The following is a 23,161-nucleotide window of genomic DNA, read 5'->3' as shown; positions in this document are numbered from 1 at the left end:
CATGACAGAAATCGCAGTGGTGGGCTTCGCGCAGGCACCGAACGTCGCCGAGACTGCAGGCACCACCAACGGCGTCGAGATGCTGGTGCCGTGTTTTCGGCAGTTGTACGCGGAGCTGGGAATCGGTAAGTCCGACATCGGGTTCTGGTGTTCCGGGTCCTCGGATTACCTCGCCGGTCGCGCATTTTCCTTCATCTCGGCGATCGACGCGATCGGGGCTGTGCCACCGATCAACGAATCGCACGTCGAGATGGACGCCGCGTGGGCACTGTACGAGGCATGGATCAAGCTGATGACGGGTGAGGTCGACACGGCGCTGGTCTACGGTTTCGGCAAGTCGTCGGCAGGGGTGCTCCCGAAGATTCTCGCGATGCAGCTCGATCCGTACCTGGTCGGGCCGCTGTGGCCGGACTCGTTGTCGCTGGCCGGAATACAGGCGCGACTCGGCATCGACGCAGGCAAGTGGGACGAGCGTGCGATGGCAGAGGTCGCCGTGCGCAACCGTGCTCACGCGCATCCGCTCGCGCAGTTGTCCGCCGGCGAACTCGATGTCGAATCGCTCCTGCAGTCCGAGTACATCGCCGATCCGCTGCGAGCCCATGACTGCGCACCTGTCACCGACGGCGCGTCGGCGATCGTGCTCGCATCGGGAGATCGTGCGCGGTCGCTGCGTGAGAACCCGGCATGGATTGCGGGAATCGAGCATCTCGTGGACTCTCCCAACATCGGTGCCCGAGACTTGACTACTGCGCCGTCGGCGTACAACGCGGCATTGAAGGCGTCGGGCGGCGACCTGTCGAGCATCACTGCTGCGGAACTGCACGCGCCGTTCACGCACCAGGAATTGATTCTCTCGGAATGGCTCCCCCGCGATGTCGCGCTGAATCCGTCGGGCGGGACCCTCGTCGGAAATGCGATGTTCTCGGCGGGTCTCGAGCGAATCGGCCACGCCGCCAACCGCATCTTCGACGGCACCGACGACCGAGTCCTCGCCCATGCCACCAGCGGTCCACTGCTCCAACAGAATCTGGTCGCAGTCATGGAAGGAAGATAAGTGAGCAAGCAACCCGCTGCGGTGATCGGCACCGGACAGACGCATTACGTCGCCAAGCGGCACGACGTCTCGATGTCGGGCATGCTTCGAGAAGCCATCGACCGCGCGATGATCGACGCCGAGGTCGGTTGGGACGACATCGATGCCGTTGTCGTCGGGAAGGCTCCTGATTTCTTCGAGGGCGTCATGATGCCCGAGCTGTTCATGGCCGATGCCATCGGCGCGACCGGAAAACCGCTGCTGCGCGTCCACACCGCAGGGTCGGTGGGCGGCTCGACCGCGGTGGTGGCGTCGTCGCTCGTGCACTCCGGGGTCCACCGACGGGTGCTCGCAGTGGCATGGGAGAAGCAGTCGGAAAGCAATGCCATGTGGGCGTTGTCGATTCCGGTTCCGTTCACCATGCCCGTCGGCGCAGGCGCGGGCGGATACTTCGCCCCACACGTGCGCTCGTACATCCGCCGCTCGCATGCACCGGAACACATCGGAGCGATGGTCGCCGTCAAGGATCGACTCAACGGAAGCAAGAACCCGTACGCACATCTGCGGCAGCCGGACATCACACTCGAATCGGTGCAGGCGTCGCAGATGCTGTGGGATCCGATCCGCTACGACGAGACGTGCCCGTCGTCCGACGGTGCGTGCGCCATCGTCATCGGGGACGAGAGCACCGCGCGCGCACGGGAAGACGACGGCAGAAAGGTGGCCTGGATCCACGCGACGGCCATGCGCACCGAGCCGACGACGTATGCGGGCCGTGATCAAGTGAACCCGCAGGCAGGCAAGGACGCAGCGGCATCGCTGTGGAAGTCGGCCGGCATCACCGATCCGTTGAACGAGATCGACGCTGCCGAGATCTACGTGCCGTTCTCGTGGTTCGAACCCATGTGGCTCGAGAACCTGGGATTCGTGCCCGAGGGCGAGGGTTGGAAGCTCACCGAAGCCGGGGACACGGCACTCGGTGGCCGGTTGCCGATCAACTGTTCCGGCGGTGTGCTGTCGTCGAACCCCATCGGGGCGTCGGGAATGATTCGTTTCGCCGAGGCCGCGATGCAGGTGATGCACCGGGCGGGCGATCACCAGGTGGACGGCGCCCGAAAAGCGTTGGGGCACGCGTACGGCGGCGGATCACAGTACTTTTCGATGTGGGTCGTAGGAAACGAGCAGCCATGAAGTACACCGTCGGAATTGCCATGACACCACTGCACGAGCTGACCGCGTTGGCCAGAACCGCCGAGGAGTGCGGATTCAGCTCCATCGCACTGCCGGATTCGTTGTTCTACATGCAGACTCAGTCGGCCGACTACCCGTACACCCCGGACGGCTCACGCATGTGGACCGAGGAGACACCCTGGGTGGATCCGTTGATCGCCGCTGCGGCGATGGGTGCGGTGACTTCGAGGATCGAGTTCTACACCCAGGTACTCAAACTGGGGTCACGCAACCCGGTCCTGCTGGCTCGTCAAGTCGGATCGGTCGCAGCGTTGACCGACAACAGGTTCGGCTTCGGCGTCGGAATCGGCTGGGCTCCGGAAGAATTCGAGTGGTGCGGGGTCCCTTATGACAAGCGCGGCAGACGCGTCGACGAAATGATCGACGTCATCAAGCTGATTCTCGGCGGCGGTATGGTCGAACATCACGGGGAGTTCTACGATTTCGACAAGCTGCAGATGAGCCCGGCACCGACCGCGCCCGTCCCGTTCTACGTCGGCGGCCACACCGACGTCGCCCTGCGGCGCGCAGCCCGCGTCGGCGACGGCTGGACCTCGGCAATGATCAAGTTCGACGATCTGGTCTCGGTCATCGAGCGCCTTCGCGAACTGAGGAACGAGTACGGAAAGTCCGAGGAGCCGTACGAGATCCAGACCGTGTGCATCGACCGTTTCGGCAAGGACGGCTTCGCGGAGCTGGAGGCCGCGGGCGTCACCGACATCATCACGGTCCCCTGGGTATTCGACGGCGTCGGCTTCGACGGCCCGCTGGAGGCGAAGCAGGATTCGCTCCGGAAGTTCGCCGATACCCACATACACTGACATCCACATACACTGACCCGCCGGTGAGTGGGGAGTTACCTCGGGAGGTAACTCCCTGCTCACCGGCCGCGCGGTCGAACCAGCCGCACTACCTCGGGCAACCACCTTGGTAATCGACCCGAAACTCCTTGACTCCGTTGAGCCAACCGGACCGGAGGCGCCTCGGGTCTCCCAGCTTGCTGATATCGGGGATGTGATCGGCGATCGCGTTGAACATCAGATTGATCTCCATTCGCGCCAAGTTGGCCCCGATGCAGTAGTGCGCACCGTGGCCGCCGAATCCGACGTGCGGATTGGGATCGCGGGTGATGTCGAACCGATACGGATCCTCGAACACGTCCTCGTCGAAATTGGCCGAGCTGTAGAACATCGCAACCCGGTCTCCTGCCTTGATCGTCGTCCCGTCGAGGTCGAAATCCTCCATTGCCGTGCGCTGAAAAGCGACGATGGGACTCGCGTAACGGACGACCTCGTCGGCGGTGGTCTCCGGCCTCTTCTCCTTGTACAGCTCCCACTGGTCAGGATTGGCCATGAACGCCGCCATACCGTGGGTGATCGCGTTACGCGTCGTCTCGTTCCCGGCAACCGCCAAGATGATGACGAAGAAACCGAACTCCTCGGGCGCCATGTGATCACCGTCGATGTCGGCGTTGATGAGCGTGGTGATGATGTCGTCCTTCGGACACTTCCGGCGCTCGTCGGCCATCTGATAGGCGTAGCCGAGGATCTGGGTGGAGGCCTCGATGGGATCGATGTCGAATTCGGGGTCGTCGTACGAGGTCATCTCGTTGGACCAGTCGAAGATCTTCCGTCGATCCTCCTGCGGTATCCCGATCAGATCGGCAATTGCCTGCAACGGGAGCTCCGACGCGATCTCGGTGACGAAGTCGCCTTCTCGGTTCTCGGCCGCCTTCTTCACGATCTCGTTGGCGCGACGCTCCAGCTCCTCGCGCAGTCCGTTGATCGATTTGGGCGTGAACCCCTTGGAGACGAGCTTGCGTGTCTTGGTGTGCTGCGGCGCATCCTGATTCAGCATCACGAACCGTTGAAGCTCGATCTGTTCACGAGTGATGTCGTCGTTGAACCTGGGCAATGCGGTGTTCTCGCGGCTGGAGAACACGTCACTGCGCTTGGAGATCTCCTTGACGTCGGCATGCTTGGTGACGACCCAGTAGCCGTCGTCGTGAAATCCTCCCACCGTCGGCAACTGCGGACACCACCAGATGGGCGCGGTCTTCCGCAGCTCGGCGAACTCTTTCACCGGTACGTGGCTTTCGTAGATGCCGGGATCGGTGGGGTCGAAACCCTCCGGCAGATCCGGACGCGTGAGGTCCGGGCGCACATCTGTCACTGGTTCTCCTGACGGTTGTATCCGGTCAGTCCGCAGGCTGCGCCGCAAAGATGCTTCCCCTTGTCAGAAGCCGGCCACGATCCATTGGAACACGTTCTAGCTTTATTGAAACACAAGGCCTTGTAGGACGGAAGAAGATACGGTCAACCGCCCTTGCGGCGCTGGTGGAACATGTTCTACTTTCGAGTCGGAAGAGAAAGGAGCCCACCGTGGGCAATCCCGTGATCGTCGAGGCCGTCCGCACACCCATCGGGAAGCGAGGTGGGTGGCTGTCGAGCCTGCACGCAGCCGAACTGCTCGGAGTTGCACAGCGCGGCGCCATCGACCGGCTCGGCATCGCGGCGGAGTCCGTACAGCAGGTCATCGGTGGCTGTGTGACCCAGGCAGGCGAACAATCGAACAACATCACCAGAACCGCCTGGCTGCACGCCGGGTTGCCGTGGCAGAGCGGCTGCACGACCATCGACGCGCAGTGCGGCTCCGCGCAGCAAGCGAATCATCTGATCGCGGGGTTGATCGCCGTCGATGCGATCGATGTCGGAATGGCATGTGGAGTCGAGGCCATGAGCCGAGTACCACTGGGCGCCAACGTCGGAGAGAATGCAGGACCGAGGCGACCGCAGACCTGGGACATCGACCTGCCCAACCAGTTCGAGGCCGCCGAGCGCATTGCCCGACGACGAGGCTTCACCCGAGCCGATCTCGACGCACTCGGCGTGCGATCGCAGGCGTTCGCGAAGCGCGCGTGGGACGAGGGGCGATTCGATCGTGAGGTCGTACCGGTGCAGGTCGGCGACGACACCATCACGCGGGATCAGGGCCTACGAGAGACCTCGGCGGACACTCTGGCAAAACTGAAGCCGGTCGTCGACGACGGACTGCACACCGCCGGGACGTCGTCGCAGATCTCCGACGGCGCATCCGCAGTGATCCTGATGGACTCCGACCGCGCCGAGCAGCTGGGATTTCGGCCGCGCGCCCGCATCGTCTCGCAGTGTCTGGTGGGCGCCGAGACCGAGTTCCACCTCGACGGACCTGTCCAGGCCACCTCTCGCGTACTCGAGCTGAGCGGAATGAAGATCGGAGATCTCGATCTCTTCGAGGTGAACGAGGCTTTCGCATCGGTGCCACTGTCCTGGGCGTCGGTGCACCGTCCGGATATGGACACGGTGAACGTCAACGGAGGCGCACTCGCGATCGGGCATCCGGTCGGCAGCACCGGCTCGCGCCTGATCACCACCGCCCTGCACGAACTGGAGCGACGGGACGGGTCGACTGCGCTCATCACGATGTGCGCGGGCGGTGCACTCTCCACGGGCACGATCATCGAACGAATCTAGCGCGACGCCCGTCAGCTAACTTCAGGCAACCGCGCCCGAGCTCGGGCGTTCGCCCTTGTCGGGGCATGTCGGTCGTTCGATCGACGAGCCCGATCCGGACCAGGCGGTATGCAACCCCACCTCCGCACATGCGTCGTCGCCCGACGCCAGGGTTTGCCGCTGATTGCGCGAATCCGTCCGGCCATCCGCCCCATTCCGCTATTCACCCGTTATTCTGGTTGTGCCGCGCAGAAGAATTTGCGCGGTCACAGAACCGAAGGGTGAGAGAAGATCCCGATGCCCGGAGACTTCGCGGCACGCCTGAACACACTGTTCAACACGGTGCATCCACCAGGACGCAAACCGCACACCAACGCCGAAGTTGCCGACGCGTTGGCCGAACACGGCCATCAGATCTCCAAGCCCTACATTTCCCAGCTGCGGTCCGGACAACGCACCAATCCATCCGACGACACAGTCGCCGCCCTCGCTCGGTTCTTCAAGGTCAAGTCCGATTACTTCTTCAACGACATATACGCCGCCAAGATCGATCACGACCTGGAGCTGCTCACCCAACTACAGGGCTACGGCTTACGCCGGCTCTCCGCTCGGGCGTTCGATCTGTCGGAGGAATCGCAGAATCTGCTCAGTTCGATGGCCGAGAAACTCCGAGCCAGCGAAGGTCTCCCCGAAATTCCCCCGGACAGCACTCGCTGACGAACCGGCTCCGCAGACCCCGCGGAGCAGGGCCGCGCATAGCGGCGCCAGAACCTCTCAGGCTCCGGATTTGGCAGCGATCCTGGCCTGTACCTCGGGCCTGCGGAGCGGCGGGACCGTCGGTGGTGGTTGGCGACGCTCGGGCAAAGCGTCCAGCAGACGATGCGTCGTCGCGGTCACCTCGGCGACAGCGAGCTCGAACGCATCGCGCGTCGCGTCCGACGTCTTCTGAACACCGCTGACCTTGCGGACGTACTGCCGGGCCGCAGCCTCGATCTCCTCGTCCGTCGCATGTGGTTCGAGCCCACGCAAAGTGGTGATGTTTCGGCACATGAGAGCCACGATAGCCGCGCGCTAGATCTTCAGCAGGCCTTCGAGAGCCCGCATACACAGAGCCTTCACCTCGGCCTCGGTGATGGTCCTTCGATCGATCCAATCGATGCACACGGCCCTGACGAACGAGACCCACCCGCGTAGCGCCGTCCGCGTCACCTCGTCATCACGTACCTCGGCGGGGAGCGCAGCCAAGATCCGCTGCTGCTGCGCCTCCAGTTCGGCACCCAGGATCGACTGAATCTCGTTGTCACCCAACATCGATCCCCGGTTGATCGCACGAACACCGTGCTCGTGCTCGACGACGTATCGAATGTAGGAATCCAACCCCGCCGCGACCTGCTCGCTGACGGGAAGCGACGTGTCAGGGGCAGTGATCTCGAGCAGGCGTGCCGACTCGACCCGCACGATCTCCGCGAAAAAATCTCGCTTCGACGAAAAATAGTGATACATGAGCCCGCGAGAGACACCCGCCAGATCGGCAACCTCCTCGATCCAGACGTCGTCGTACGGCCTTTCGGCGAACAGACGGGAACCGATGTCCAGCAACTGCGCTCGCCGCTGATCAGGCGACAGTCTTCTACGGGTGGTCGTCATGGCCCTAGCGATGCTACTTCCTGCGCCGGTCGTAGGTGCTTGACATGCTCCCAGCAGCGAGTACGTTCGTTGTTGTATCCCAGTTCAATAGTGAGCGGAGAGGTACTCATGTCCACCGACGTCGTTGTTCGTGCACCAGAACTGCCACACCCACCCAAGCGCGTGCCGATCATCGGTGACGTCCTCGGAGCCCACGTGTCCACCCCTGTTCAGGACTCGATCGCGTTGGCACGCCAACTCGGGCCGATCTTCGAACGCGTCGTTCTCGGTCGACGCTTCGTCATCGTCTCCGGCGCGGACCACGTGGGCGACCTGTGCGACGAGGGCGCATTCGTCAAACACCTCGCCCCCGCGGTCCAGGGGTTGCGATCCATCGGCGGAGACGCATTGTTCACCGCCTACTCGGACGAACCGAACTGGCGCAAAGCGCACGACCTGCTGCGCCCTGCGTTCACTCAGCCCGCGATGCGGAGCTATCACGACATCATGGTCGACGTGGCCTCCGACCTGACGAGACGGTGGCGTGAGCACCCCGTCGTCGACGTCTCGTCCGACATGACAAAACTGACCCTGGACACCATCGGCCGCACCGGATTCAGCTACACGTTCGACTCCTTCACCAGCGACCGCACCCACCCGTTCGTCGACGCCATGGTCCGGACCCTCACCTACAATCAGCGACGCGAAGTCATCCGGCTTCCGGTTGTCAGCGACCTGTGGTTCCGCCGCGGTGACCGGCAGAACGAGATCGACAAGCAGTACATGGCAGACCTTCTCGACGACATCATCAGAACCCGCCGCGACTCCCCCGAGGCCGCGGGCTCCACTGCCGGTGGCGCCGGCCATGACCTCTTGGACATCATGCTCGACGCCGCACGTGAAGCCGACAATCCGAATGCGCTCAGCGAGATCAACATCCGGCAGCAGATCCTCACATTCCTGATCGCTGGACACGAGACAACCTCCGGCGCACTGTCGTTCGCTCTGTACTATCTGTCGCGGAATCCGGGGATACTGGCCGCTGCCCGCGCCGAGGTCGACGAGGTATGGGGATCGGACACACCTGCGTTCGAGCAGGTACCGAAACTCAGACTCGTTCGGCGGATCCTCGACGAGACGCTCCGCCTGTGGCCGACGGCCCCGGCGTTCGCGAGGCAAGCGCGCGAGGACACCGTCGTCGGCGGGACGTATCCGATGAAGAAGGGCGACTGGGCACTGGTCCTGATCCCCGGCCTCCACCGAGATCCCGTATGGGGCCCCGATCCCGAGGTTTTCGATCCCGACCGGTTTCTGTCCCAGAACGTGCGAGCACGGCCCGGGCACGTGTACAAGCCGTTCGGCACCGGCGAACGCGCGTGCATCGGCCGTCAATTCGCCATTCACGAAGCCGTCCTCGTTCTCGGAACAATACTGCAGCAGTTCGACATTCACGCCGATCCCACCTACCGGTTGCGCATCGAGGAGCGCCTGACGCTCATGCCGAAGGGCTTCGAGCTCGCAGTGTCAGTCCGGAAGTAGTGGTCAGTCCGGAAGTAGTGGCACCGACATCCCCGAGTCCCGCCCCAGGAGCACTCCCCTCGTCAGCGCCTTCTTTCCGAACTTGGTGTGTACACCGTCGAGCGCCAGATCGAGCGCCGAGGCACTCGGGGCGTCACGGGGCTTGTCGAACTGCAATTCGAGCTGCTCGGCTCCGCTTCGATCGATGTTGGAGACCGTGACACCGACGAGGGTGATACCGCGGTCGGCGATGAGCGAGCCCGCATCACGCAACAGCGTCAGCGACGCGTCGAGGATGTCCTGTGTGTCCGCCGTCGCACGGCCCAGAGTGTGCGACCTGGTCACCCGGGTGAAGTCCCCGAATCGCAGACGCAGCACCACCGTTCGGCCCGTGCGCTCGGCGGCCCGCATCCTCTGCGTCACCCGATCGACGAGCGAGATGAGCGACGCCTCCAGGTCCTGCCGCGACGTGGGACCACGGCCGAGCGCATGTTGAGCGCCGATGGAGCTGCGGCCGCGATACGTCTGCACCCGCCGAGGATCCCGATTGTTGGCCAGCGAATGCAGGTGATGGCCTGCTCCCTTGCCGAGTATCGACACGATCGACGCCTCACTGTGTGACGCGAGGTCGCCGATGGTGTCGATGTCGAACGCGTGGAGCTTCTCCGCGGTGACCTTGCCTACTCCCCACAGCCTTTCGATCTTCAGCGGATGAAGAAATTCCAGTTCGCGCCCGGGCTCGACGAGTAGGAGCCCGTCCGGCTTGCCCACCGCGCTGGCGACCTTCGCGAGGAACTTGGTGCAGGCGATTCCCACGGTGATCGGTAGACCGACCTGTTCCTTGACCTCACGGCGCAGGCCCGTGGCGATCTGCACGGGTGTACCGCTGATCTTGCCGAGACCTCCGACTTCGAGGAATGCCTCGTCGACGGAGATGCCCTCCACGAGCGGGGTGGTGCTGCGGAATATCTCGAAGACCGCTTTGCTCGCCTCGATGTACGCGTCCATTCGCGGCGGCACCACGATGGCATGCGGGCACAGTGCGCGGGCCTGTGCCCCGTTCATCGGCGTCCGCACGCCGTAGGCCTTGGCCTCGTAGCTGGCCGCCAACACGACACCGCCACCGACGAGCACCGGCCTGCCACGCAGCCGAGGATCGTCGCGTTGCTCGACCGAGGCGTAGAACGAATCGAGGTCGGCATGCATGATGCTGGCCTCTGGTTTCGCGAAATCGGTCACGAACATATGTTCGCACGAACGTCCGACACGAGTGCGAGATCAGGCGGTCAGCGAAATCAGGAGGTCAGCGAGATCAGGCGGTCAGATGGTGTACGTAGCACCATCGCCAATTCTCCCCGGGCTCGGCCGACTGCATGACGGCGTGAGTCGTGTCGTGGAAGTGCGCGGTCGCGTGTTGGTTCGGCGAGGAATCGCAGCATGCGACGTGCCCACATTCGAGGCACTGACGCAGGGCAACCCATTCCGTACCGTCGCGGATGCATTCGTGGCACGTCCCGTCCGAGTGGGTCACCGTCTCCGGATAGCGCGCTAGTTCCGCGCACGTCTTCCCGGATCGGCCGCGCAGTCCCTCCGAGGCCCGAATATCGGCGCGGGCTTCGGTTGCGACGTCGATCATCGATTCCTCGACGTCGAGCATCGCCAGAACCTCGCCGACGACGTCCGACGGCACCCGCCCCGAGCTGCGGATCTCGAGGACTCGGGCTCGCTCGGCCTCGATCATCGTCATCCGAATCCGTGCATAGAGCTCGCTCGGCGTCTCCTGATCGGCAGTCGTACCCAGCCGCTCCCATGCGGAGAAGTTGCGCTGGTCGACTCGTTGGCGCACGAGCTCCTCGACACCGTGCGGGTCCTCGTACTCGAGCTCGTCGAGCGCGGCGTAACCCGCCTTCGATGCCTGCTGCAGCAGAGTCGCCCGCGCCAAGGCGTCGTCCATCGGGTCAGGCGAGGGCACCTTCAGACGCCGAGCGAGCAGGGGCAACGACAGACCCTGGACGAACAATGTCCCCGCGACGACGGTGAATGCGATCAGCAGCAGAATCTCGCGGTACTCGGTGCCCACCGGAATGATGAACGCCGCTGCGAGGGTGACCACACCGCGCATCCCCGCCCAGCCGATGAGCACGGTGTATCGCCAGGACGGAACCGTGGCCGTCGACGGGTCGGCAACGGGGCGGATCAGCGCGTAGCGGGCGAGAAACACCCACAGCATCCGCACGGCGATCACCCCGACGAGCGTCGCCGCGCATACCGCCACGATCGTCATCGCCGACAGCGAACTCGTTCCGACGTCCCGCAGCAGCCACGACGCCTGCAGCCCGATGAGCAGGAACACCGCGTTCTCGAGAATGTACGCGATGGTTCGCCAGTTGATGCGCTCGGCGATCCGGGACTGCGCGGACTGCAGAATCGGGGCCTTGTGGCCGAGGAGCAGTCCGGCAATGACGACGGCCAGCACTCCCGACGCGTGAATCTCCTCGGCGAGCAGATACGCACCGAACGGGACGACGAACGAGATGGCCGTGTCGAGAACCGGATTGGTCAGTCGGCGTCTGAGCCTGGCGACGAGCACGAACGTCACGAGCCCGATTCCGATGCCGCCGCCGGCCGCGAGGAGGAAGTCGAGGCCGACCCGCCACGCGTGCACGGAGTGACCGAGGGCGAAGATCGCCGTACTCAGGGCGACGAGTGCGGTCGCGTCGTTGAGCAGCGACTCCCCTTCGAGGATCGTCACGACACGACGCGGCAGCCCGATTCTCCGGCCTATCGCCGTGGCGGCAACGGCGTCCGGGGGTGCGACGACGGCACCGATCGCGAGCGCCGCAGGCCACGAAATTCCAGGCAGGATCGCGTGCACGATGACGCCGACGACGAACGTCGTCACGGCGACGAGAACCACCGAGAGCAGCAGAATCGATCGACGGTTGGCATTGAAGTCCACGAGCGAGGATTGAATGGCCGTCGCATACAGCAGCGGTGGGAGCAATCCGAGCAACACGATCTCTGGTTCGAGATGGACTTCCGGGATTCCAGGAACGTACGACACCGCGACGCCGACGACGATCAGCAACAGCGGCGGCGGTACGTCCAATCGTTCGGCCAGAGCAGCGACGGCGAGTACACCGATCGCGAGCGCAACCAGAAACACTGCGATCTCCATCGGCCCGATTCTCCACGCTCAGGTCACCTCGAGCACAGCTGGGCACACTCGCCGGGCCCAATATGCGATCCACCGCCGCCCAGCCGGTAAAATTTGCCCCTCGTCGCTCGCTTTGCTGACACAATCGCTGTGCTGACACTGGGGGGTGTAAGTGGACACGGAATCGGATACGAGCCCGGCGGCACTGAGATCGGCGGCGCAGAGATTCGGGGGACTCGGCGCAGTGGCGGACGAAGACATCCGCTGGACCTACCGGGACCTGCACAGCCACGTCGTCGCAGTCACCCGCGCGCTGATCGCGCGCAACGTCGAACCGGGCGACCGCGTTGCGATCTGGGCGCCCAACAGTCACCGCCGGGTCGCTGCCGCACTTGCCGTGCACTACGCGGGGGCGGCGATCGTTCAGATCGACACCCGGTGCACAGGGGCCGACGCTGCTGACATTCTGACGCAGAGCCGTGCTGTTGCACTGTGCGTGGCGGGTGAGTTCCTCGGTGCGGACAGGTTCGCCGAACTCAAGGTTGCCGGACTCCCCGTCTCGCTGCTGACCGTCGTTCGACTCGGCGGGCCGGTGCCTCGGAACGACACAGCCGTCCCGTGGGCCGATCTCCGCTTTCTCGGTGCCGCGGTCGGTGAGGACATCGCCGAGCAGCGTGCGGACGGGGTCAGCGGCGACGGCATCGCCGACATCCGGTTCACCCCGCAGACCCCGGACCCGAGTAGCGGTGAGTCGAGCACGCATCGCGACATCGCCGGTATCGCACGCGCCTGGGCAGGCGCGACATCGAACTCCGACGACCGTTGCCTGATCGTCGACCCCTTCTCGCGCACTGCCGAACACCAGGCCGGAATTCTGGTGGCCCTGTCGACGGGTGCGACGATGGTGCCGCAGGTGGGAAACGACGCCGAGGCCGCGATGGACTCGATCGAACGAGAACGAATCACCGTCGTCCCTGGAGCTCCCTCGTTGTTCTCGACGATTCTCGATCATCCGTCACGGCCGAACTACGACCTGTCGAGCTGGCGAGTAGCCCTCACCGCTGCAGCGGGATTTCCAAACGCCCTCGCCGAACGCATGCGAACCGAGCTCGACGTCGTGCTGACCTGACCCGACCTGTCCCGACCCCGACCCCGACCCCGACCCCGACCCCGACCGACAGGAGACCCGGGACACGCACTCACTCCCCGCCCGGTACCAACCAGATCGACTCTGCAGCAACATATCCGAGATTGAGCGAAGCCTGTTCCTCCACCCTGACGGTGACGGTTCCGAGGACGGGTGCGTTGTCACACACCGTCACCGACTTACCGAGACCTATGCCGACCGCGTCGAAGTAGCGCAGCAGCTCCGCGCTCGATTCCGACACCCGCGCAATCGTCCCGCTTGCGCCGGGCTGCAGCGACGAGAGCACCGATATCTGCGGACCGGCCCCCTCGCCCTCCAGACGTGGAATGGGGTCGCCGTGAGGATCTCGTGTCGGATAACCCAACACGGCGTCGATGGAGTCGATCATCTTGTCCGATGCAGAGGATTCCAAGCATGCGGCCTCCTCGGCTACTTCATCCCACCCGTAACCGAGTTGCTCCACGAGAAAGAGCTCCAGGAGACGTTGGCGTCGCACGATGTAGGTTGCCGCCACTCGCCCGGCCTCGGTGAGTCCGATGGCGCCGTAGGGCCGATGGTGCACGAGCCCCATGGCAGCCAGTTTCCGGATGGTCTCCGACACTGTCGACGCCGTCACCGACAGACTGGACGCCAGTAGTTTCGTCGACATACGCGTCGGGCGCCACTCCTGCGACATCCAGATCACTTTGAGATACGTCCTCGCAACCGTCGTCAGATTCACGAATTCGACGGGCAGCGGCGGTGCGTCGTCGGACATCGGACTTCTCACCGAACTCGTCAATGCGACAACCTCACCGATTCGATCTGTGAACGCAGACTGTTCTTCTTGACCTTGCCCGTGGGAGTCCGCGGCAGCGGTTCCACACTGATATACCACCGCGTGGGTACTTTGAAGTGCGCCAGTCGATCTCGACACCACTGGTCGAGCGATTCCTGACTGGTCTGCCCTGCCTCCTGCACCACTACCACCGCACAGACCGCATCACCGGTCACGACGTCGTCGATAGCGAATACCGCTACTTCGGAGACGGCGGGGTGGGCGTCGAGGACGTACTCGACTTCGGTGGGAGAGACATTCTCGGCGTTGACCAATATGAGATCCCGTGCCCGCGCGTCGATGTAGAGATATCCGCCCTCGACGCGCGCAATGTCTCCCATCGCGAGCCAACCGTCTTCCTTGAGGACCTCTGCCGACGCGAGCGGGTCGTTCCAGTATCCCGACATCGTGTACGGGCTGCGCACATGAACCTCACCGTATTCGCCTTCGCCCATCGGACGGCCGTCGAACGGATCACGTATCTCGATGTCGACCGTGACGTTGGGGCGCCCGGTCGACAACGGCCGCGACACGTACTCGACGCCGTTGATCGTCGCCACCACGACTCCTGCCTCGGTACTGCTGTACCCCATACCGAGAGTGAACGCACTCGGGAACGCATCCCGAAGCCGCTGTTGCACCGTAGGACTGACGGGCGCGCCCCCGACACCGAGAACGATGATGCTTGTCGTGTCGTACTTCCCCAGAGCCGGCGACATCGCGGTGCGCGATGCGGCACTACCGAGCGCCGACCACGTGGTGACCCGTTCGTTCTCGATGGTTCGTAGAACACGTTCGGGATCGAAACGCCCGCGGAGCAGGACGATGGCTCCACCCTTCACGAAGGACGAGAGCACGAAACCCTGCAACATCGACACGTGGAACAGCGGCGACGTGATCAACGAGACCTCGGGCGAGGCAATCAGCGGATCGTCCTTCTTCGGAATCGGCATGCCGAAGGCCACTCCGCCTGCAACACCGGCGAACTGGTTCAGCTGAGCGAATCCGATCATCGATCGATGGGAAAGCGTCACCGCTTTGGCCCGGCCGGTGGTGCCACTGGTGAACAGGATCAACCCCGGGTCGTCCTCCTCGATCCTCGGAAGCATCGGAACAGCACCCTCGTAGCGGCGGATGGTCGCGCCGAAGTGGCTGTCGAGATCGAGTGTGGCGAACGAGCCTCGATACCCGGCCACTCGCCCCAGTCGCACCGCATCGCCGATCACCAGCACGGGTTCGATGAGGTCGACGGCATGCGCGAACTCCGCTACCGTCCACCACCCGTTCATCGCACACGGAATAGCTCCGATACTCGCCGCGGCCCAGAAGGAGACGATCCATTCCCACCGGTTGGCAGCAAAGATGGCCACCCGCTGGCCAGGTTCGACCGAGTATTCGTTCTGGAGAGCCGAAGCAAAGGCATCGACATACTGTAAATGTGTTGCATAGGTGAGTCTGTCGTCGCCATCGATGATGAAGATTCGTTCGTCGAACGCTCGCGCGGACTCCAGAACCTCGCGCAGCGACTTCGCACGATGACGGAAGACCGGAAGTACATGTCCGCGCGCCTTCTCCTCGTGCACTTCGTATTTGGCACCTGCCGCGGTGAGCTGAGATATGATGTCTGCTTCCTGGGAAACCATGAAATCTCCTCGTAGATCCTAGTGGCCGAATGGAACTCGCGCGTGTCGGTCGATGGAAGACCGCGGACGTACAGCAGGTCGTCAGCCCACCTTGCCCGACCATTCGAGCGAGGCCCGAATCACTTCCCGAAAGGACCTCTGAGTATCGAACGACGGCTCACGTGGCAGGCCGAGGACTCGCTCCCCGATGCTGTTGCGTTGAACCTCGTTCGTACCGCCCGCAATCGACATGAAGCGGCTGTTGAGTAGATCGAGTGCAACCTGGGGTGCGGTCTCGGGATCGGACCAGGTTGTCGCTGCTCCTTCGGCGATGTCCAGAGCCATGTTCGCGCGAAGAGGGTCCAAGACCCCGGAGGCCAACTTGCTGTACGACGCATATGCACTGGCGCGCAGGGGATCCGACTTCATCAGCGCACCCACGCGGAGATCGAGCTGATGCTTGGCGAACGCATCGACGTGCGCGCGAACTATCAGGTCCTGGACTCGACTGTCCCCCAGCTTGCCACTGCGATCGGCGAGTTCGATCAGGTCTGCAGGAAGGCGACGCACATCCGCGGCGTCGTCCTCGACTGCCGCCGTTGCACTGCCGCCGCGTTCGAAGAACAGCATCGTCTGGGCCACCGACCAACCATCGTTCACCGATCCGATGACGTCGTCTCCACGCAGTTCGACGTCGTCGAAGAACTCCTGACAGAACTCGGCGTCGCCGGTGATCTGCTTGATCCGCCGAACCGTCACACCGTCCGAGTCGATCGGGACCGCGAACCAGGTCAGACCTCGATGTTTCGGGACGTCCCAATCCGTACGCGCCAGGCACATGCCGTAGTCGGCATAGTATGCCCCGCTACTCCAGATCTTCGATCCGTTCAGAATCCAGTTGTCGCCGGCACGGTCTGCTCGCGTTCGGACGCCGGCGAGATCCGATCCGGCCTCGGGGTCCGAGAAGAACTGGACGAACAATCGCTCCCCGGCCAAGATCTTCGGGACATGACGCTCCAGAAACTCGGGCGACGCGTGCGCCAGCATCGTCCTTGCACAGACACCGAAGGTCGTTCCACCGGCGATACCGAAATCCGGCGTGGCGAAGCTCGCCGCCTCGTCGTCGAACGCGCGCTCGTAGGACTCGGGAAGTCCCTGTCCGCCGTACGCCGTGGGCCACGAGATTCCGGCGTAACCCGCGTCGAAGATCTTGCGCTGAATCGCCCGTTGCTCGGCGAGTCGCTCCTCGGTGATCTCGTTCGAGAAGCCGAACCTGCCGGTGGCCTCTTCCCTTCGGTCGAGATTGGCCTCCAGCCAGGTCCGAACGCCGTGGCGGTAGTCCTCCAGCGCAGGGAGGTTTTCAGACATCGATGCTCCGATTCTCGTGGGATGCATGGTGCGACTGCGCCCAGACGGTTCGGCTGTGCCATGTGGGCGATCCGAACAGATACGCGTCGGACGCCAAGCGCCGCATGAAGAGGTGGTGATCGTGCTCCCAGGTATAGCCGATTCCTCCGAATACCTGGAAACAGTTGTGCGCCAGCTCGATCGACTTCTCGCTCACGAACATTCTGGCCATGCTGGCCATCGCGAGGGCGTCGTCGGAGTCGTTGCCGACCGACTCGGCGGCGGCCGTCGTCGAGCTCTTCGCCATCTCGAGCATCAGACCGGTGTTGGCGAGCAGGTGCTTGACAGCTTGGAAGGACCCGATGGGGCGCCCGAACGCGATGCGGCTCTTCGCATACTCGACTGCGAGGCCGAAGTCCGTGTCCATGGCTCCGATCGACTCGGCCGCGCTCAGCACCGCTGCCACCGCCAGCTGACGCTCGAACAGCGCGCGTCCCGCAGCACCGTCGGCGAGTACCGCATCCATGGGCAACAGCACGTCGGACAGGTGGACGTCGAAGAAGCGTCTGGTGATATCGAGGCTGCCACGGCGCTGCAACTCGATTCTCTTGTCGGACAACGGTACGAGGATCTGAGTGATGCCCCCGTCCGTCGGTGTACTCAGCAGCATCACTGCACACTCGTCGGCATCCTGTACCGCTTCGATCACCCCGCCGAGGACCACGTGACCGGAATCGACCGAGACGACAGCACCCGCCGTTCCGCCGGTGAGCCCGTCCGGTGCCCACGTCGCGGCGGCGGCGCCGGAGATCAGCGAATTCAACGTCACCCGGTGCGCCGCGGCGCCCACCCGAGAGAGCGTGTGCGCAGTGATGCTCGACCCAACGAACGGACCCGGTTGCAGGCTCGCCCCACGCTCTGCCGCAACGAGTGCGGCATCGACGACACTGTTGATCGAGAGGCCACCGCCTCCGTGAGCCTCGTCGACGAGAAGGCCGAAGCAGCCGACGTCGGCAAGTGTTCGCCTGAGTTCGGGACTGCTCGGCTCCGACTTCTCCGATGCCGCACGCACGACATCCAACGGAGAAATAGTGTCGAAGACCCGGCTGACCACGTCCAGCATCATCCGTTGCTCGTCGGTCGTCGAAGGAAACAGATCGGTGCTCATATGTTTGCTGACTCCTGATCGCTGGAACTGGCGTACGGCCTCTCCTGGCGCTCCGCCGAGCGGGATGCTCGGCTCCGCGCGCTGAACAGATTCATCGCACTGCTACACACCGGTGAACACAGGATCCCGGCGTCCCAGAAACGCGGCGATACCTTCCCGCATGTCGTGGGTGGTGAACGCTATCTGCTGGCTGCGGGCTTCGTCCTCGAGCGACTGATCGAAATTCGTGTGCGGTCCGTTGTCGATCAGACGCTTGATCAAACTGACCGCGGTGGTGGGAGACGAAGCAAGTCGCCGTGCCCAGCGATCCCCCTCGGTCTGCAACTCGTCGGCCCGCACAATTTCGTTCACAAGCCCCCAGGACAGGGCTGTTTCGGCATCGACCATGTCTCCGAAGAACGCCATCTGCTTGGCTCGCCGAACTCCGATCGCCCGAGGCAGCGACCACGAGGTGCCGCCGTCCAGAGCCAGGCCGCGCTTGACGAACACCTCCGAGAAACGAGCACGATCACTGGCCAGAATCAGATCGCACGCCAGTGCCAGACCGAGAGCGACACCCATCGCCACGCCGTCGACGACGGCCATCGTAGGTTTCGGCAACCGCTGCAGCCGGCTGATGATGTCGTTGACGATCCGCATCTCGTGCAGAATGGATTGCTGTTCTCTGCCGGTCAGCCCTGGCCGCTTTCCGTTCGTCTCACTGTCGAGGCCACCGGCAAGGTCGGCACCGGCGGAGAAACACCCACCGGCCCCCGTCAGAACAAGCGCCCGGTCCGCCGGGTTCTTGGCGACTTCGTCGATGACTCGGTCGAGATCGAGCCAGTTCTCCGCAGTCAATGCGTTCTTCTTGTCGGGACGATTGAACGTCACTTTCACTACACCGTCGAAGCGCTCGATCAGGGTGTCACTCATGATGGTCTTTTCTTCGCTGGTCGCGACAGTAGGCGGATGGATGGACGGGGGCACGACGTCCGCAGAGGCGTTGGTTGTTCAGCACGGTGGCAGGCGAGACAAGAGTGTCTCGCCTGCCACTTCGACGTGCGGTCAGTGCGGAAGCTGCAGCAAGTCCAACGCGTTGGTGCGCATGATCTGGTCGGTCTCCGCCTCGTTGATCCCCTCGAGCTCCTTGCGGAACGAGAGCGGACTTTCCAGACCCTCACCGTGCGGCCAATCCGAGCCGAACAGCACACGGTCGGACCCGACGAGGTCCACCAGCTTGCGGATGTCCTCCTCGTAGTACGGCGTGACCCATACGTGCTTGCGAATCGTGTCCAGCGGATCACCGTCGAATATCCACGGAGTCTGATTTGCCTGCTTCCGCAGCCTCTTGACCAGCAGCGGAACCCATTCAGCGCCGTTCTCGATGCTAGCTACCCGCAGCTTGGGATGGCGAGCGAAGACACCGTCGACGACCAAACTCGCCATCGTGTCGTGAATTGCTCTGTCCGACACCACGATCGATGCCAGTGGGTTGAAGCTACGGAAGGGCACGAAACGATCGGGTGCGCCCCACGCCGAGGCGATCAGACCGTTGTACCCGCTGTCGGAGAGGTGGAAGATCACTGCGATGCCCGCGTCGGCCAGCGTGGCCCACACCTGATCGTAGATCGGATTACCCAGAGAGTTCGATCGGTTGTTTCCTGCCGGCACAGGCGCCGGCCGCACGGAGACACTGCGCACGTCACGCTCGATCAGTCTGTGTATTTCCTTGACTGCTTCATCCGGGTCGGCGAGAGAGAGCATCGGCGCGGCGAAGATTCTTCCCTTGTACGAGTAACCCCAGTCCTCGTCGAGCCACCGATTGAATGCCGACAGACTTGCCATCGTGGCTGGAATGTCTTCCTTCAGCGCCTCTTCCACACCGCATCCCAGCGTCGGGAGAAGTAGGACGCCGGACAGTTTCTGCTTGTCCATCTCGGCGAGACGAAGATCGCGGTCCTGGTACGCAGGATTCAGTGGTTCGACCTGAGTGAGTGTTCGCGGATCGACATCCTCGGGAATCTGTCCGCGGAACAACAGGTCGAGACATCCCGGGGTGATGACGGGGTCGAACGTGGGATTCGGTACGAACTCGAACAGACGACCGTTGGCCAACAGTTCGGTGTGCGTGCCGCGCTTGACGACCTGGATGCCACGGTTCCGGAACTTCTTGTCGAGGTGCCGTGTGAATGCATCGATCTTCTCGTAGTAGTGATGGTCGCTATCGAAAGGCTGCGAGTACAGAGTCGCATCGTCGAGCTTCTGGTCCGAAACAGCAGTCATCTCACTCATCTCCATCGAAGAAGAAACGCGATGCGTTTCCATACAGGTAGTTGTCGAGTACTTCGTCTCCGAGGTCCAAATTCGCTGCCTCCGAGATGGTTCGGGTTATCGACAGAACGGGCGAGTCCGAGGCGAACATGATCTTGTTCTTGCCCCGGGTTCGCATGAAATGCAACAACGACTCGGGCAGTCGCTTGGGCGACCATGCCGACGTCATCAAATGCAGGTTCTTGTACTTGATCATCAGCCTGATCGCGACGTCCCACCATGGATCTGCACCATGAATCATGCAGAGTTTCAATTCGGGAAAACGCACACAGACCCGATCGAGGTGAATCGGATTCTGCACATCCCCTGGGATGGGCGGGCCGGGAAGGCCGGTGTTCAGACAGACCGGCAATCCCATTTCCGCCGCCTTGGCGTACAGCGGATAGTAGACGGCATCGCTCGGCGGATAGGCGCCGTCACCCCAGAAGCTCGGCCCCACAGTCACATACGAGACAGGGACAGTGGCGGCAATCTCGGTGAGCGAGCGCAGACTCGGCACAGGACGTAACAGATCGAATCCGCCGACTCCGACCGAGAATCGATCAGGAGCTTTCTCGGCGAACTGCCGGGCACGCGAGGTGCCGCCGAGCGCGACGTTCTCCATGAGGATGGCCCTACGAACACCGTGTTCGTCCATCTCGTCGATCAGCTGACCGAAGTCTGCGTTCCGAAAGAACGACTCCCCACCTTTGAAGTAATCCTCCTTCACCCGAACCATCCAATCGGGCACTCCTTGGTCGGCCATACTGACGTTCACCAGGCCATCGATGGCGCGGTTCACGGTCGTCATAACACCCCTTTCTGCCTGCAGGACCTCACAACCCAGTCGAGGGGAGTACGTGATCCGGGTTACATTTCCTTCGACGAATGAGACACTAGAACACAACCTGTTCATATGTCTAGTATTGATCTGGAAATCTACGAGCAGCGAATTTCCGGACCGGCCAGATCGACACACAGGAGGCACAAATGCACGCTCAGCAGGTTCCCGGGCCCGAAGTCCGCACACCGACCACCGGCGTAGCAGCCATTCAATGGCCGACACTGGATCGACTCACCATCCGCGTCGACCGCCGGGAGGACTCGCCCTTCAGCACGATCAGCGAACCGAGTCGACATCAGATTTCGGACGGACAGCAGATTTCGGACGGACAGCAGATTTCGGACGGACAGCAGACTTCCGGGGGTGCGCCCGACGCGGCCTCGCCGTATCAGCCCTGGCGCGAAGACGGTGTGGGCCTGCAGTTTCTCTCGCCCGGCTCACCCGACGGTCTCGTCGGCAGATCTCCCGAGCACAGCGGAACTGCAGCCGACCACATCACCTTCACAGTCCCCTCCCTCGACGACGCCATGAAAGACCTGGAGCGCCTGAACTTCTCGCCTGTCCCCGATCCACGCGGCCACACCGATTCAGGCAGGCACACCGATTCAGACAGGCACACCCATTCAGGAGAGGTGTTCCTGCATCCGAAGGACACCTCCATCGGCACGTTCGTGCAACTCGTGCAGGCCGAGGCGTACCAATCGATCCGCAGCTCGCACCACTCGGGCGCGGCAGCGAGTGCATCGGAAAGCGCTCCATCACAGCCTATTTCGATGATCGGGCTGACCTCGGACGACCTCGGACGCGCGCACGATCTACTCGGCCGCGCTCTGCTCGGTGACGTGATCGAGGACGGAGACGGTTGGTTCTTCGTCACGTGGGGGCGAGGTCGTTCCATGCTCGTGCGCCGTCCGGACACACATCCCATCGATGTCGATTTGTGGACCGACACGGTCGGATGCGGCGTCTCGTTCCTGATGCTCGGCCCATCCGATCTGACAGCAACGTCCTTGGCCACCTCGGCGCGGCCAGTGCGCAAGGCGCCGCGACACGCCACTACCGAACTCCCCGTCTGGCTCGTCTGACCTTCGGTCCGGCCGGTTCGGGCGCCGACGAACCGGACCGGACCCCCACTCCGCCCGCCGGCCTACCTAGACTGTTCCAGCAGAGGCATACGGCCATATCGGACGGAACAGGGAGACCGGAATGACTGATACATCCGACGGGAGCCCGTCCGGAACTGCATCGATCCCGTCGGGCGAGCCCAACTCCTTGGACAGCGCCACCGAGACGAAACTACTCGAGGCCGGTGCCGCCGTGCTCAAACAGTTCGGTGCAGAGCGCTTGAACATGTCCGACGTCGCCCGCAGGGCAGGAGTCGCACGAGGAACCCTCTACCGCTACTTCGACACCCGAGAGACATTGTTGGGGGCCCTGAATCGACAGGTCAGCAATGTGTTCTTCGCCGAGGTTTCCCGTGCAATGGACACGAAGTCGTCATTGTCGGAGCAACTGGGCACATTTTCCGAGATGTTGATCTCGTCGATTCATCCGGAAGCAGGCGGCGTCGTCACCGATCCGTCCGCCCTGGCGCACATGCTGGCCTACCAGAGTGTCCACGCGCTGCAGCGAACCGCCGAGGAGCTGCGGCCCTACATCGAGGCCGCCCGTGCGCGGGGCGAAGCTCGCGCAGACCTCGACGTTGCGGATGCCAGCGAATGGCTGGCTCGTATCCTGCTGTCGTTCACCATCTTTCAGGCATCGATCGCGCACGAAGGAGACGACCCGGCCGCGGTACGAGACTTCGTCCAGCGGTACGCGATCCGCGGACTCACCTGACCGGAGTTCGGCCGGGCACCGGTGTGTCCGCGG

General features: G+C 63.3%; 21 protein-coding genes. 9 read left to right on the top strand and 12 right to left on the bottom strand.

What is annotated here, in order from left to right; genetic code table 11:
• Position 1: 1 nt before the first annotated feature.
• The 3 genes from RY1_RS29665 to RY1_RS12050 are packed head-to-tail and all read left to right on the top strand — an operon-like array spanning position 2 to position 3,084.
• Complete coding sequence (locus RY1_RS29665; RefSeq protein ID WP_139279814.1) at positions 2-1,054, top strand: thiolase family protein; 1,053 nt, start codon at positions 2-4, stop codon at positions 1,052-1,054.
• Positions 1,055-2,224: a thiolase family protein gene (locus RY1_RS29660; RefSeq protein WP_139279813.1), complete on the top strand. Its 1,170-nt coding sequence runs from the start codon at positions 1,055-1,057 to the stop codon at positions 2,222-2,224.
• Positions 2,221-3,084: a TIGR03619 family F420-dependent LLM class oxidoreductase gene (locus tag RY1_RS12050; RefSeq protein ID WP_072803820.1), complete on the top strand. Its 864-nt coding sequence runs from the start codon at positions 2,221-2,223 to the stop codon at positions 3,082-3,084. Before RY1_RS29660 ends, RY1_RS12050 begins: the two co-directional genes overlap by 4 nt.
• 88 nt (positions 3,085-3,172) lie before the next feature.
• Here the strand turns inward: RY1_RS12050 and RY1_RS12045 are convergent, their stop codons facing one another.
• Positions 3,173-4,435, bottom strand: coding sequence for a cytochrome P450 (locus tag RY1_RS12045; protein WP_281249971.1), 1,263 nt, complete (start codon positions 4,433-4,435; stop codon positions 3,173-3,175).
• Positions 4,436-4,644: 209 nt separating this feature from the next.
• On the opposite strand from RY1_RS12045, the gene RY1_RS12040 reads away from it, so the two are divergent.
• Together RY1_RS12040 and RY1_RS12035 are read left to right on the top strand one after the other, a co-directional pair.
• The gene (locus RY1_RS12040; RefSeq protein WP_072803818.1) at positions 4,645-5,775 is read left to right on the top strand and encodes a steroid 3-ketoacyl-CoA thiolase; all 1,131 of its coding nucleotides are present in this window, start codon (positions 4,645-4,647) and stop codon (positions 5,773-5,775) included.
• 276 nt (positions 5,776-6,051) lie between these two features.
• Positions 6,052-6,471, top strand: coding sequence for a helix-turn-helix domain-containing protein (locus tag RY1_RS12035; RefSeq protein ID WP_072803817.1), 420 nt, complete (start codon positions 6,052-6,054; stop codon positions 6,469-6,471).
• 57 nt (positions 6,472-6,528) lie between these two features.
• Here RY1_RS12035 and RY1_RS12030 read toward each other — a convergent pair whose 3' ends face one another.
• Both RY1_RS12030 and RY1_RS12025 read right to left on the bottom strand, forming a co-directional pair.
• Positions 6,529-6,804 carry a DUF2277 domain-containing protein gene (locus RY1_RS12030; RefSeq protein ID WP_072804018.1) on the bottom strand — a complete coding sequence of 92 codons (276 nt, stop codon included), beginning with the start codon at positions 6,802-6,804 and terminating at the stop codon, positions 6,529-6,531.
• Positions 6,805-6,825: 21 nt separating this feature from the next.
• Positions 6,826-7,401: a TetR/AcrR family transcriptional regulator gene (locus RY1_RS12025; RefSeq protein ID WP_072803816.1), complete on the bottom strand. Its 576-nt coding sequence runs from the start codon at positions 7,399-7,401 to the stop codon at positions 6,826-6,828.
• 108 nt (positions 7,402-7,509) lie between these two features.
• Between RY1_RS12025 and RY1_RS12020 the strand changes: the two genes are divergently transcribed.
• A complete protein-coding gene (locus tag RY1_RS12020; RefSeq protein WP_072804017.1) occupies positions 7,510-8,919 on the top strand; it encodes a cytochrome P450 in 1,410 nt (469 codons plus the stop codon).
• 3 nt (positions 8,920-8,922) lie between these two features.
• On the opposite strand, the gene dinB is transcribed toward RY1_RS12020, so the two are convergent.
• Together dinB and RY1_RS12010 are read right to left on the bottom strand one after the other, a co-directional pair.
• Positions 8,923-10,143: a DNA polymerase IV gene (dinB, locus tag RY1_RS12015; RefSeq protein WP_072803815.1), complete on the bottom strand. Its 1,221-nt coding sequence runs from the start codon at positions 10,141-10,143 to the stop codon at positions 8,923-8,925.
• 67 nt (positions 10,144-10,210) lie between these two features.
• Positions 10,211-12,076, bottom strand: coding sequence for a Na+/H+ antiporter (locus tag RY1_RS12010; protein ID WP_072803814.1), 1,866 nt, complete (start codon positions 12,074-12,076; stop codon positions 10,211-10,213).
• Positions 12,077-12,227: 151 nt separating this feature from the next.
• Here RY1_RS12010 and RY1_RS12005 point away from each other — a divergent pair, with 151 nt between their 5' ends.
• Entirely contained in the window at positions 12,228-13,184 is a 957-nt protein-coding gene (locus RY1_RS12005) for an AMP-binding protein (protein WP_072803813.1), read from the top strand.
• A 70-nt stretch (positions 13,185-13,254) separates the two neighbouring features.
• On the opposite strand, the gene RY1_RS12000 is transcribed toward RY1_RS12005, so the two are convergent.
• The 7 genes from RY1_RS12000 to RY1_RS11970 all read right to left on the bottom strand — a co-directional run bounded on the left by RY1_RS12000 (position 13,255) and on the right by RY1_RS11970 (position 21,256).
• Positions 13,255-13,959 carry a metal-dependent transcriptional regulator gene (locus RY1_RS12000; protein ID WP_072803812.1) on the bottom strand — a complete coding sequence of 235 codons (705 nt, stop codon included), beginning with the start codon at positions 13,957-13,959 and terminating at the stop codon, positions 13,255-13,257.
• 20 nt (positions 13,960-13,979) lie between these two features.
• Positions 13,980-15,662 (bottom strand): class I adenylate-forming enzyme family protein, encoded by a 1,683-nt coding sequence (locus RY1_RS11995; RefSeq protein ID WP_072803811.1) that lies wholly within the window; start codon positions 15,660-15,662, stop codon positions 13,980-13,982.
• 81 nt (positions 15,663-15,743) lie between these two features.
• Entirely contained in the window at positions 15,744-17,009 is a 1,266-nt protein-coding gene (locus RY1_RS11990; protein ID WP_072803810.1) for an acyl-CoA dehydrogenase family protein, read from the bottom strand.
• Positions 17,002-18,156: an acyl-CoA dehydrogenase family protein gene (locus RY1_RS11985; RefSeq protein ID WP_072803809.1), complete on the bottom strand. Its 1,155-nt coding sequence runs from the start codon at positions 18,154-18,156 to the stop codon at positions 17,002-17,004. The genes RY1_RS11990 and RY1_RS11985 overlap by 8 nt, the downstream gene beginning before the upstream one ends.
• A gap of 102 nt (positions 18,157-18,258) precedes the next feature.
• Positions 18,259-19,068, bottom strand: coding sequence for an enoyl-CoA hydratase/isomerase family protein (locus RY1_RS11980; protein WP_072803808.1), 810 nt, complete (start codon positions 19,066-19,068; stop codon positions 18,259-18,261).
• Between the two features lie 132 nt (positions 19,069-19,200).
• On the bottom strand, positions 19,201-20,418 hold the full coding sequence (locus RY1_RS11975) for an amidohydrolase family protein (protein WP_072803807.1): 1,218 nt from the start codon (positions 20,416-20,418) through the stop codon (positions 19,201-19,203).
• A gap of 1 nt (position 20,419) precedes the next feature.
• Positions 20,420-21,256 carry an amidohydrolase family protein gene (locus RY1_RS11970; protein WP_072803806.1) on the bottom strand — a complete coding sequence of 279 codons (837 nt, stop codon included), beginning with the start codon at positions 21,254-21,256 and terminating at the stop codon, positions 20,420-20,422.
• Positions 21,257-21,435: 179 nt separating this feature from the next.
• Between RY1_RS11970 and RY1_RS11965 the strand changes: the two genes are divergently transcribed.
• Positions 21,436-22,374, top strand: a complete 939-nt coding sequence (locus tag RY1_RS11965) for a VOC family protein (RefSeq protein ID WP_072803805.1) — start codon at positions 21,436-21,438, stop codon at positions 22,372-22,374.
• A gap of 121 nt (positions 22,375-22,495) precedes the next feature.
• Positions 22,496-23,128 carry a TetR/AcrR family transcriptional regulator gene (locus RY1_RS11960; protein ID WP_072803804.1) on the top strand — a complete coding sequence of 211 codons (633 nt, stop codon included), beginning with the start codon at positions 22,496-22,498 and terminating at the stop codon, positions 23,126-23,128.
• Positions 23,129-23,161 lie beyond the last annotated feature (33 nt).

The sequence above is a fragment of the Rhodococcus yunnanensis NBRC 103083 genome (assembly GCF_001895005.1).
Taxonomy (GTDB): Bacteria; Actinomycetota; Actinomycetes; order Mycobacteriales; family Mycobacteriaceae; genus Rhodococcoides; species Rhodococcoides yunnanense.
Note: the sequence above shows the minus strand (reverse complement) of the source record. Positions and strands in the feature narration are given on the sequence as shown.